This window comes from Lysinibacillus sp. JNUCC 51 (assembly GCF_015999525.1).
GTDB classification, from domain to species: Bacteria; Bacillota; Bacilli; order Bacillales_A; family Planococcaceae; genus Lysinibacillus; species Lysinibacillus xylanilyticus.
The window spans coordinates 3,202,138-3,214,481 of sequence record NZ_CP065545.1 but is presented as its reverse complement, the minus strand read 5'-3'; the positions used below and the strand labels follow the sequence as shown (position 1 = coordinate 3,214,481).

The following is a 12,344-nucleotide window of genomic DNA, read 5'->3' as shown; positions in this document are numbered from 1 at the left end:
TTAAAAAGAAAAAAATAACACTTATTATCGCTGGTAATAACGATGTAACACTTACAATGTCTCCTACTCTTCTCTTAGCCAAATAACTACTCCCTTCTAACAGTAATTAATGACTCGTCACCATCATTCAGTTTAATTCCTTTGTGACCACTCACCTAACAAATTTCAGAATATTATTAATTTATTATACAAAACATAATTCTAGAAATGTATACTTTCACAATATTTAAATGAGAAAAGTACCTAATACAAACAAAAACCTCCTATCCGTTATAGATAGGAAGCTTAATTTGTTTAATTATTTGATTGCAATATAAATATCGACCTGAGCTTCTTGTGGATTGGCACATCGTTCATCGTACATTTCAAAGTCACCTGTGTATGTTCGCTCTACACCTGAGCTTGCGAACCAAGCCCAAACATCCTGCCATGCTTTTACGACAACTTCTTCAAATGGGCCTTTGTCAGAAGTAAAAACTAAATATTTTGCAGCTGGCACTGTTTTTACGACCATCCCTTCAAGAATTTCGTCGGCAGCTAAAACTTCCACTCCAAGTGTAATCGAATACTCTCCATTAACATCTGTTTCATAGTCAGAATACAGACCATATGTTACTTGATTTACTGCATTAGCTATTTGTCCCGTTACATCTTGTTGATAAAAGTTCGTCCATAATTGTGGGATTTTTGCTTTGGAGGTAATTTCATTCGCATTACTTGTTCGCGCTGAAATTCCTACGATTTGAAATGATTCTTTATTCATCCCAACCGGTTCTTTAATATCATGCTTTCTCCATCTCTTTAAGCTTGGTAAAAAAGAAGTCATCATTTGGTGTGCTTCCTCTTCCGCCATACCATCTTCCTTTAAATGCGGCACACAAATTTCAACCATTTCTTGAACTGTTAGATTTGGCTGCTTAAACTGTCCTAACTCATAACAATATGTGCAATAATCCTGACTTTTGTGTCCTTCTTTTTCTGTACCAAGTAAAGCCTCATCCACTAATGGCATTCCACAGCTTTGACAATTACTTTGCATTTTTAAATCCACCCTTCGTTCTATTTGTTATGACTATAACAAAGGAAACCTGACATCTGTATGTCATCAATTGAGCAGAAGTTAATTTTTTTTATATAACTCAACAATTTCCTGCGCTCGTTTTAGCACAATCTCACTTATATGAGATGGTTCTAAAACTTTTAGGCGATGGCCAAAGCTAAGAAGAAAGCCATATAACCATTCATCCTCAGGCAATGAAATATTAATAGTTGAACTTTCATTATCTACATGTTCAGCACCAAATGATTCTTCTACTAATGTTGTTATTGCAGAATCGAAAGATAACGTAAGGTTTACTATATTTTGAGGGCGGTGCCACTTCTTATCCCATGGGAGTTCAGACAAGTTGACTTCTTTGCGCTGGAATGTCGTCTTCTCTTTTTTTATATCCTTCATTCTAGAAATTTTAAATAAGCGAAAATCCTCTCTCAATGTGCAATAGCCATAAACATACCAAACTTTTCCCTTCTGTACTAAAGTGTGTGGCTCTAATAATCGTCTTGTTATACGACCATGTGTAGTGGAATACGTAAAGCTTATATGATGCCCGTGCTCAATCGCATTTTTTAATAACGTAATCTGTTCCTTAAAAATAACATTCGGCCCCCAAGGACTAAGGTCAATAAAAAGTTGATCGATAGATTGTTTAACTTTCTCATCCGCAACACCTGTCAATTTTTCAAGCACCGCTTCAGCATGTGAATCCTCGTATGTTGTTAGCGCACTTTTAATGGCAATAGAAAGTGAAGTAAGCTCCTCCTTCGTCAGCACCTGCTTATCAACACGGTAGCCATCAATTAAACTAATCCCACCATTAACCCCCTGCTGGCTAATAACAGGAACCCCAGCACAGCTCAACGTTTCAATATCTCGATAAATAGTGCGAACTGACACATTAAATAAATCGGCAAGCTCCTGTGCTGTCACTTTTTTACGATTTATTAAAATCATTGTCATCGTTAATAGACGCTCTAATTTCATATTTGTACCCCTTTACGATAAATTCTATTTGTCCTTTGCATACCTACTAATTCCATATCTAACTTTATAATAATTGATATTTCTAACAAAGTTTTTATTCAACAATAAAGACACTGCACTTAATTATGTACTTACCTATATGTTCCAAAGGGGCGTGGCCTCTTCTTCATATACTTTTATACCATCAATATTTTTTGATTTAAAATAATTCATTAAAAAATGACGAGCTCCTATGAACTCGTCATTTTTTAATCATCAAGCTTATCACCTGGGGTGGTTTTCCGTTCCGGTGTGGGCGCTTTCCTAGAGTCGCCCAAACTTCACTCCAATCAACTTATATGCATGTGGTATGGTTGTTTATTATCCCCTGTTTTTCGGACGTGACTAATAGCTTTTTTAACTTTTATACACCACTACCCTCAGTCAGCCCATGCTTCACTGCATAAAGAGCAGCCTGCGTACGATCTTGTACTTGTAGCTTTGTGAAAATATTAGAAATATGAGTTTTCACAGTTTTTTCTGTAACGAATAAAGAGGAAGCAATTTCTCGATTACTTTTCCCTTTTGTAAGCTCCGCAAGCACATCCTGTTCACGAGGTGTTAGTGGGTTTATAACATGAGGTGCATTTATTGATTCTTGCCGGTCCATTTCAAGGGTTGTCGTTGCTTCTGGATGTAATGTATTTTCGCCTCTCATAATACGACGAATGGACAATACCAACTCATCAGGTTCAATATCTTTCAACTGATAGCCTGCAGCTCCTGCCTCCATTGCTGGCACTACATGATCACGGTCTGAAAAGCTCGTCAGCATTAGAATTTCTATTTGTGGAAACTTAGCTTTAATGCGCTTCGTTGCTTGAATCCCATCCATCTCAGGCATTACCAAGTCCATGAGTATAATATCTGGCTGTATACTTTCCGCTAAAGCTACTGCCTCAAGTCCATTTTTCGCTTCTCCTACAACTTCAATATCTTTCTGTGTTTTTAAGAAAAATAATAATCCCCGACGTACTACATGATGGTCATCTGCGATTAAAACACGTATCATACTCTTCCCCCCTAATATGGCAAGCGGATTAACAGCTCTGTTCCTTTGCCAATTTCACTAACCCAGTCAGCTTTGCCACCAACTGATTTTGCACGATCCTTTATGGATTGCAAGCCTATCGAAAGTAGCTTCGTGTTATTATCAATGACGAAGCCTCGTCCCTCATCACGAATAACAAGTAAAATATCTGTAGAAGTAACCGTAATATAAAGTGCTGCCTCTAGCACACCAGCATGACGACGAACATTATTAAGTGCTTCTTGGGCTACCCGAAATAATGTTTCTTCAATACGTGATGGAAATTGCAGTACACCTGAAACCGTTACATGAAGCTTCAGGCCAAGCATTTCAGCATACACTTTTATCGCTTCAAGTAAACCATTTTCTAATCCTTTTGGACGGAGCTGCCAAATAAGAGCACGCATTTCTGTTAAGGCATCCTGTGTTAAGTGCTGGATCTCCTTAAACGTTTCCTTCACATCACTATCGTTTGTCATTTCAATACCCGCTCTCGCCGTTAATGTAACCGAAAAAAGTAGCTGATTCACGGAATCATGTAAATCTCGAGCTAGACGATTGCGCTCCTTAACAAGTGCCATTTCCTGCTCCTGCTTAGTCAGTAAAATACGCTTAATGGCTGATCCCATCTGAAATGCAACCGATTCAAGTAATGCTAGCTCTTCCTCTGAAAAACGCACGGTATCCTTCGATGCAACATTTAAGATACCAAAACGCTCTTGTCCAGATTGAAGCGGCACTGTTGCATGATGTGTAATGCCCTCGTGATCGCCAACATTTGCTGTAATTGCACTTTCAATACGTTGACATTCAATAATATTAGAGGCTTTTTTTAATTCCTCATTACGATAGCGGGAAACACACCAACAGCCTCCCTTTTTTAAATAATGGCAATTTTTATACTCCAGTGCCTCTGGTAAATTGACATGGACAACAAGCTCTGACCGCCCTTTTTCATCGATAAAAAAAATCCAGCCTGTTTCAAAATTTGTGCCATTTAAAAATTTCACAAGTGCTTCCTTTAACATCGACACAATTTCAGTTTCTTCGTTTAATAACTCTGCAATCTCTTTTAAAATACCAATATTGGAATGATCATTGTCCCTCACAAAAACACCTCTTCTTTGGCATTACTAATTTTAATGATAACATTTCAAAGTCTGGAACGTCTGCCTCAGCCATTCATACTTTAGACTGAAATTTTTTAGCTTCGTTCAGCAGGTGTCCAAACATCTGCTGCTGACGCTATGGTACAAAAGAGATCCGCTGAAATAGAGGAACTCAGTCTAAGAACGCCACTTCATGTGGCAACAAAGCCTCTAGCGGATATCACGGAAATATGCCAAGGCATAATTGATATGAAAATATTCCTTATTTTAGGTAAGTTAATTTACATATAAAACTAGAACAACTATAATCGAACAAGTACATGGTTATACTAAGGAGAGAATTTATATGTCTAAAAAAGTGGAGAATGGCTTATTATTTATTTGGATTGTCTCTGTAGTTGCAACACTGGGTTCCTTATACTTTTCTGAAATTCGTCATTATGAACCTTGTAAAATGTGTTGGTACCAACGAATTTTCATGTATCCAATAGTCATTATGACAACAATTGCCTTTATTCAAAAAAATGCACGTATTGCTGTAACAACAGCTGTTTTTGCCATTATGGGAGGCAGTATATCACTTTACCATTATGGTATTCAAAAGCTTAGTTTTTTAGCTGAAACTGCACCTTCTTGTGGTCTTGTTTCATGTACTGGTCAATATATTAACTGGTTAGGTTTTATCACAATCCCATTTTTAGCGCTAACTGCATTTATTTTAATTGCAGGGGCAAGCTTTTATGTAATGAAGGCTGCTAAAACAGCAAATTAATTACGAGACCGTGTTCTACAATTGGAATACGGTCTTTTCTACGGAGGAAGATTTATGTTTCACTATGAAATAAATACGAATAATTTGACAGTCGAGGATTTATTACGCAATCATTGGCGACTTGGTAAAAAGATAGTCCATGAATTGCGAATGGCGAAGGCTATCACAACAATTGACGGAGAGCCTATTCAATGGAATGATCCACTACAGGTAGGGACAATCATAAAATTTACATTCCCTATTCCGGCATCCAATTATCAACCTACACCGGTTTGTGCGATTGATGTCGTCTATGAAGATGACCATTGTTTGATCGTTTCTAAACCAAAAGGTATGTCGACACATCCAAATGATGCACGCGATACTCACACTTGTATGAATCATGTTATGGCTCATATTAAAGAGCAAGGCGGCACTTATGCGGAGCATGTCCATCGTTTAGATAAAGGAACACAAGGTTTGTTGCTTGTAGCAAAACATCCTTTAGCAAAATCAATCTTTGACCGTATGATTGAGGAAAAATCTATTATTCGAACATACGCTGCAGAGGTGCAAGGGAATTTACGCTCTTCATCTGGCACGATTTCTGAAGGAATCGGAAAAGATCGACATCATGCAACAAGACGTGTCGTTTCAAAAACTGGCCAGCATGCGGTTACACACTATGAAGTTGTAGCGCGCTATAAAAGCTCTTGTGTTGTCCATCTAATTCTTGAAACAGGAAGAACTCATCAAATTCGCGTACATTTAGCACATATCGGCCATCCGATTATTGGAGATACAATGTATGGAGCAAGAGAAACTGCAAGTGGCGACTACGAGCTCCACGCTATTCAATTAGAGTTCGAGCATCCATTTTTAAATAAGACGATCGTTGTAAAGGATCAGCAGTAATTACCGTACTGCACTTTCTATTGTTGGACAGCTAACAATAGAAAGTGTAGTTTTTTTATACCTTTATTTAAGTCGCAATCTTCATATTCTGCAGTATCACAAACATACATCGAAAAAGCAATATTCCTTTACTTAGGCTCATCATCAATGGTTTGAAATGATATTTGTAAAAAAGTATGTAATGTATATAAGTTGATTGTAGTGGGGACTGGGCGACTCATCGGCGCCTTTGTACTCCCGTGGCATTATACCAGAGCTAAATTGTTTCTACTACCTCTCCTTCTTTAAGAACTGCTCCAGAAAAAGCTAACTTAGCAATCGAGCAATTTCCTACTAAGGTGCTCAGTCTCTGCAGTAATGATTCCCTACATTTAAATATATTTACTTATAATTCTAAAAAAGTATAAATATATTATTTAACATTTCTTTCATCTATTTTTTACAGTAATTTTAATATGCATTTCCATTATTGGTAATGACGATGCGTTTTTTTCATGGTAGAATTAGAGTAAATTGTCAGTCATCTGACTAATTATGAGGAGGAATTCATTGATGAAATGGGTTAAAAGTATTGCAGCAACAACTCTAGCTGCTAGTTTACTAGCTACACCAGGTTTTGCCGCACATGCAGCGGAAGCAACACCAACAGCTACAAAAGATGGTTTCAAATTAACAATTCTACACTCAAATGACACGCATGCACACGTTGAGGATGCTCCAAAGCGCGCAACAAAAGTAAAAGAACTTCGTGCAGCAAATCCAAACTCACTTCTTTTAGATGCTGGTGATGTTTTCTCTGGTACTTTATACTTTAACGAATTTGCTGGGGAAGCTGACATGAAGTTAATGAACTTAATGGGTTATGATGCCATGACTTTTGGTAACCATGAGTTCGATTTAGGTTCAAGCCCAGAAGGACATGCTGCACTTGCCAAATTCGTTAAGGGCGCAGAGTTCCCATTACTAGGATCAAATCTAGATTTTTCAAAAGATTCTTTATTCAATGGCTTACAATTCAAAACAGTCACAAAAGACTTTAAAAACGGGCAAATTTATGATGGTATCATTAAAGAGATCAATGGAGAAAAAGTAGGTATTTTCAGCTTAACAACAGAAGAAACACCTACGATTTCAAGCGTTGCTAACGTCAAGTTTGCAAACTATGTCGACTCTGCGAAAAAAGCAGTAGCCGAATTTGAAAAGCAAGGTGTTAACAAAATTGTCGCATTAACACACATAGGCTACGATGACTCTGCAGATTGGGATAATGACCAATTACTAGCAAAAACTGTAGAGGGCATTGATGTAATCGTAGGTGGTCATACACATACGAAATTAGACAAGCCTGTGAAAGCTGAAACACCATTTAAGAATCCTACAATTATCGTTCAAACAGGTCAATATAGCGAAAATTTAGGTGAATTAGATTTAACATTCAACGATAATGGCGCCGTTGTTGACTACTTCGGTCAATTACATGCCTTAAATGATAAAGAAAAGCCTGTAGAAGCAGATCCTGAAGCTACAGCACTTTTAGCTCCATATAAAGAGAAAATTTCAAAAATATTAAATCAATCAACAGGTAATACAGCTGTTTCAACTCTAAATGGTGGTCGTAATCTTTGGGGCGTTCGTGCTGGTGAAACAAACCTTGGTAACTTAATTACTGATGGTATGCTTGCTGGTGCTAAGAAAATTGACCCAGAAGTACAATTTGCATTCCAAAACGGTGGTGGTATCCGCGCAAGTATCGATGCAGGAGATATCACTGTTGGAGAAGTTATGACAGTTATGCCATTCGGTAATGCTCTTGGTATCGTAAAATTAAAAGGTGCTGAAATCTACGAAATTGCGGAACATAGTGTGAAAGATTTCCCTAAAGAATTCGGTGGCTTCCTACACTTCTCAGGTTTACAAGTAGAATTTGATGGAAAAGCACCTGCAGGAAAACGTGTAACTTCTATTAAATTAAATGGTAAAGAGCTTGATAAAGCAGCCTATTATAAAGCAGCAACAAATACATTCACTGCTAAAGGTGGAGACGGCTACGATACGCTGAAAAAAGTTTATGAGGACGGCCGTGTAAGTGAACCTGGTACGATTGACTATGAAATGTTTATCGAACATTTAGATACACTGAAAAAAGTTGATCCAAAAGTAGAAGGACGTATTATCGCGACAATTCCATTTAAAGATATCGCAAAAGGCTCAGAAACTGAAGGCTATGTTCGCGATCTTTATTACCGTGATTTAGCAAAAGGTACTTCTGCAACAACATATTCACCAAACGCAAACTTAACTCGTGCACAAGCTGCATCATTTATCTCACGTGCCTTAAAGCTTGAAGCAAAAGCTCAAGCTTCATTCTCTGATATTGCTAATTTAAATGATGCAACACAAAAAGAAATTGCAGCGCTTGCTGAAGCTGGAATTGTTCAAGGTACAAATGGTAAATTTAATCCAAATGCGAAAGTAAAACGTTATGAACTTGCATTAATGTTTACTCGTGCATATAATCTACAACACGATGCAAAAACTGGTTTAAAAGCTGATTTCAGCGATATTTCTAAATACGACACTGAAACTCAAAATGCTATCGCACTTATGAAAGACTTAAAGATTGTTAGCGGCGCAAACGGCAAATTTATGCCTGGTGACAACGCTACACGTGCACATATGGCAAAAATGCTTTCAAACTATATTCCTTTTGTAAAAGAATCTAAAGAATCTAAATAATATATTTACAAAATCCCGCTTCTCAAATTAGAGAGCGGGATTTCTATTGCACTAAAAATTAAATTTAAAATTATCAGGGTCCTGCCCAAATCGTTCATTGCGATTTAGTGTAGCTATTTTATCCATTTGAACTAGTGTTAATTCAAAATCAAAGATCTGTGCATTTTCTTCAATACGACTAGGTGTTACAGACTTCGGAATAACAAGTGTATCATTTTGTAAATGCCAACGCAGCACTACTTGAGCAGCTGTTTTCCCTACTTCACGGCCAATTTCCATAATCGTTGGATTATCAAGCACACCACCACGACCTAATGGAGACCACGCAGTAACAGCAATTCCATGCTCACTACAATATGCTCTTAATGCGTCTTGCTGTAAATATGGATGCACCTCTACTTGGTTGACCATTGGTGCAATATTTGCTTTAGTTAATAGCTTTTGTAAATGGTGCTCATGGTGATTTGAGACCCCTGTTGCACGAATTAATTTTTCATCATATAAGCGTTCAATTGCTCTATACGTTTCTTCAAATGTTTCTGGTACTGCCCAATGTGTTAAATATAAATCTAAATAGTCCATATTTAACTTTTTTAATGAAACTTCAAAAGCTCTCAATGTTTCATCATAGCCTTGGTCATTATTCCAAACCTTTGTCGTCACAAAAATATCTTCACGTTTTACGCCTGAATGACGAATAGCTTCGCCCACCTCAGCCTCATTACCATAAAGAGAAGCTGTATCAATAGCTCGATAGCCAAATTTAAGAGCTTTATCTATAGCCTGCAAAGTCTCATTACGCTCTGTCATTTTATAAACACCTAAGCCAAAGCGAGGCATTTCCACACCGTTTGCTAATGTTTTTGTTGATTGTAAATTCAAGAATAACAACCCCTTTCTTTTCCTAGTTCCATTATACAAAAAATTGGTTTTAAGAAACATAAGGAAAATCCGTGGGGGAATTACTTATTGTTCTTCAGCTTTCTCTTCATAATCATCCACTTGGATAGGGTCTGGAATTCGGTCATCTTCTATAAGCTCTTGACCATCACGCAAATGCTCCATCTGCTTCCCTAAATCCTGTAAATCCTTAAAATTTCTAGCCATTGTACCGTTTTCGATATTTGGAACCTTTTTTTCCATTATTATCACCTCTCTTATAGTTTTCCCGAAATAGTTATTTCTGAACCATTTCTGACATATTTTATTCCTCTATGTCGTTTCATTTTTATAGTGGATAGGCTATACTAAAAAGAGATTTCTTTATAAACATGAGGAGGGTTCTTCCATGAGTTTAATTTTAATTATTGGTGTAACTGTTGCGTTCTTAACTGCTATTTTCACTGCTGGTTACGAAGGCAACTACAGATCAGAGAAGTAATACCCCAAGAAAATCACTAAGCATAAATAGATGCTTAGTGATTTTTTTGTTGTTGAAAAAATATATGGTGAAGAATAAGTGTCATAATTAAATAAAGTTGGGTCTTTGGCAAAGAGAGGGGGTGATTTCCGTTCCGACTGGGCGCTTTGTTGCTGCCGCTACGTTAACACTACGCTTTCGCACAGAGCCAAGCTTCCTGGGGGCGTCCGATGAGCCGCTTCGCTTCGCTGCAGGGTCTCGGGCCAACACGATGTTGGTCACGAAGGCGTTATCACAGGATGTGATGGTTTTAGCCTTCGTTCCTCTATTCGCTGATCCCCAAGGAGTCGCCCAGTCTCCACTGCAATCAACTTATTCTCATGGGATACATTTCAAAATAACATCTCAACTTGCGATGATGGACTCAATTCATTAGAAAATCCACTTTTACGGCCAATCAACATTACGTAGGGTTGATTTCCGTTTCCGCCTGGACACTTTCCTATTGGCATCCGATGAGCCTCTTCGCTGCAAGGTCTGGATTTTTTTGCGCGAAAGCGTAGTGAAACGTAGCGACAGCAACAGCATGATATTGGTCACGAAGGTGTTATCACAGGATGTCATGCATTAAGCCTTCGTTCCCCCATTCGCTTCGGTTACTTCTCTTATTTTTTGGAACAATATAATTACTTGACATTCTGTACTTTATAAAATAAACTTACTTACATAAAGTAACTTGATAATTAATAATAACTTATATTTGGAGGTAATTATCTATGCATTTTCATGAAAAACCTAACACATATGTCACGAATGTTGAAATTAAAGTGAGCGATTTACAACGTTCATTAACTTATTATCAAGAGGTCATTGGCTTTAAAGTTTTACATCAGGAATCTCATAGAGCAACTCTAACAGCTGATGGCAAAACAGCTTTACTAACAATCGTCCAACCTGAAACAGTAGAAGAAAAAACGAGCTTAACAACTGGACTTTATCACTTTGCAATTTTATTGCCTACTCGTCGTGATTTAGCAAATATTATTACTCATTTCCATAACAATGGCGTCTACTTCGGAGCATCTGACCATGATGTAAGTGAAGCACTTTATTTAAATGATCCTGATAATAATGGTATTGAGGTTTATGCGGATCGCCCTGAAAATGAATGGACTTGGCATTTTGACCAAGTGCATATGGTTACTGAACCTCTTAAAATCCATTCTATATTAGAGGAAGGCGATGGTAGATGGGCTGGCCTACCAGCTGATACGGTAATGGGGCATATTCATCTATCAGTTTCTAATTTAGCTGCCGCAGAGGAATTTTATACAAAAGGATTAGGATTTGAGATTGTCACTCGCTATGGAACACAAGCTTTATTCATCTCAACTGGCCGCTATCACCATCATATCGGTTTAAACACTTGGCACTCTGAAAACGCACCAAAGCTTGGTGAACATCAGGTTGGCTTAAAAACATTTTCACTGCGTCTTGATAATGAAGAGCAAGCAGCAACAATGAAAGAAAATCTTCTTGCAATTGGTGCACCTGTTAATGATATAGATGGAGGTTTCCAAACAGAAGACCCATCAGGTATCGTTGTTTTAATGAAATTTTAAGAGTGATGTGACGGGCTATCCGGCGGTTCGAGGTTTGTATACGTCGCTTGCGAGTTTCTTTCCGTCGTTTGCGGGGTTCTTTCCGTCGCCTGCAAGGTTCTTTCCATCGTTTGATGGGTTCTTTCCGTCGCTTGGCGGGCTCTTTCAGTCAATTGCAGAAATAAAATCAATAATTTTCACATCAGAAAAGCGCGAGAAATCAACATTTCTAAATTGATTTCTCGCGCTTTTTAATGTTTTGAGCAGTTTCTTTTTAATGTAACCCAGGATATCCTTGTTGACGCAATGCCTCATAAATAACAATTGCTGCTGTATTCGATAAATTGAGTGAACGAACATGCTCACTTTGTGGAATTCGTAAGCACATATCTTTACGCTCATACGCAAAATCCTTTGGAAGGCCAGTCGTTTCTTTTCCAAACATAAAGTAAATATCACGATCTTTATCACTAAAATCATGTGTCGTAAATGGCTCTTCACTATATGTCTCAATTAAATAAACGTCACCATTTTTGGATGCCTCTAAAAAATCCTCTAGCGAATCGTGGTACACGACATTGACACTATACCAATAATCTAAGCCGGCACGTTTTAGCATTTTATCGTCCGTTGAAAAGCCAAGAGGGCGAATTAAATGTAATGAGGTATTTGTGCCAGCACATGTGCGTGCAATATTTCCTGTATTTGCTGGAATTTCTGGTTGATATAAAACGATATGCAATGGCATAACGGTACACTTCC

General features: G+C 37.7%; 11 protein-coding genes. 4 read left to right on the top strand and 7 right to left on the bottom strand.

What is annotated here, in order from left to right:
* Positions 1–298: 298 nt before the first annotated feature.
* The 4 genes from JNUCC51_RS15485 to JNUCC51_RS15470 all read right to left on the bottom strand — a co-directional run bounded on the left by JNUCC51_RS15485 (position 299) and on the right by JNUCC51_RS15470 (position 4,219).
* Positions 299–1,039 (bottom strand): effector binding domain-containing protein, encoded by a 741-nt coding sequence (locus tag JNUCC51_RS15485; protein WP_337988778.1) that lies wholly within the window; start codon positions 1,037–1,039, stop codon positions 299–301.
* Between the two features lie 81 nt (positions 1,040–1,120).
* Positions 1,121–2,041, bottom strand: a complete 921-nt coding sequence (locus JNUCC51_RS15480; RefSeq protein ID WP_337988777.1) for a helix-turn-helix transcriptional regulator — start codon at positions 2,039–2,041, stop codon at positions 1,121–1,123.
* Positions 2,042–2,444: 403 nt separating this feature from the next.
* Positions 2,445–3,092, bottom strand: a complete 648-nt coding sequence (locus tag JNUCC51_RS15475; RefSeq protein WP_100541892.1) for a response regulator — start codon at positions 3,090–3,092, stop codon at positions 2,445–2,447.
* An 11-nt stretch (positions 3,093–3,103) separates the two neighbouring features.
* The gene (locus tag JNUCC51_RS15470; RefSeq protein ID WP_337988776.1) at positions 3,104–4,219 is read right to left on the bottom strand and encodes a GAF domain-containing sensor histidine kinase; all 1,116 of its coding nucleotides are present in this window, start codon (positions 4,217–4,219) and stop codon (positions 3,104–3,106) included.
* A gap of 346 nt (positions 4,220–4,565) precedes the next feature.
* Between JNUCC51_RS15470 and JNUCC51_RS15465 the strand changes: the two genes are divergently transcribed.
* The 3 genes from JNUCC51_RS15465 (at position 4,566) to JNUCC51_RS15455 (ending at position 8,621) form a co-directional block, all read left to right on the top strand.
* The gene (locus JNUCC51_RS15465) at positions 4,566–4,991 is read left to right on the top strand and encodes a disulfide oxidoreductase (RefSeq protein ID WP_049668902.1); all 426 of its coding nucleotides are present in this window, start codon (positions 4,566–4,568) and stop codon (positions 4,989–4,991) included.
* 54 nt (positions 4,992–5,045) lie between these two features.
* On the top strand, positions 5,046–5,885 hold the full coding sequence (locus tag JNUCC51_RS15460) for an RluA family pseudouridine synthase (RefSeq protein WP_337988775.1): 840 nt from the start codon (positions 5,046–5,048) through the stop codon (positions 5,883–5,885).
* 552 nt (positions 5,886–6,437) lie between these two features.
* Positions 6,438–8,621, top strand: coding sequence for a 5'-nucleotidase C-terminal domain-containing protein (locus JNUCC51_RS15455; RefSeq protein WP_337988774.1), 2,184 nt, complete (start codon positions 6,438–6,440; stop codon positions 8,619–8,621).
* Positions 8,622–8,672: 51 nt separating this feature from the next.
* Here the strand turns inward: JNUCC51_RS15455 and JNUCC51_RS15450 are convergent, their stop codons facing one another.
* Both JNUCC51_RS15450 and JNUCC51_RS15445 read right to left on the bottom strand, forming a co-directional pair.
* Complete coding sequence (locus JNUCC51_RS15450) at positions 8,673–9,503, bottom strand: aldo/keto reductase (protein WP_337988773.1); 831 nt, start codon at positions 9,501–9,503, stop codon at positions 8,673–8,675.
* Positions 9,504–9,587: 84 nt separating this feature from the next.
* A complete protein-coding gene (locus JNUCC51_RS15445) occupies positions 9,588–9,764 on the bottom strand; it encodes a hypothetical protein (protein ID WP_170939047.1) in 177 nt (58 codons plus the stop codon).
* Positions 9,765–10,757: 993 nt separating this feature from the next.
* Between JNUCC51_RS15445 and JNUCC51_RS15440 the strand changes: the two genes are divergently transcribed.
* Positions 10,758–11,603 (top strand): VOC family protein, encoded by an 846-nt coding sequence (locus tag JNUCC51_RS15440; protein ID WP_337988772.1) that lies wholly within the window; start codon positions 10,758–10,760, stop codon positions 11,601–11,603.
* A 253-nt stretch (positions 11,604–11,856) separates the two neighbouring features.
* Here JNUCC51_RS15440 and trmL read toward each other — a convergent pair whose 3' ends face one another.
* Positions 11,857–12,330 carry a tRNA (uridine(34)/cytosine(34)/5-carboxymethylaminomethyluridine(34)-2'-O)-methyltransferase TrmL gene (trmL, locus tag JNUCC51_RS15435; RefSeq protein ID WP_337988771.1) on the bottom strand — a complete coding sequence of 158 codons (474 nt, stop codon included), beginning with the start codon at positions 12,328–12,330 and terminating at the stop codon, positions 11,857–11,859.
* Positions 12,331–12,344 lie beyond the last annotated feature (14 nt).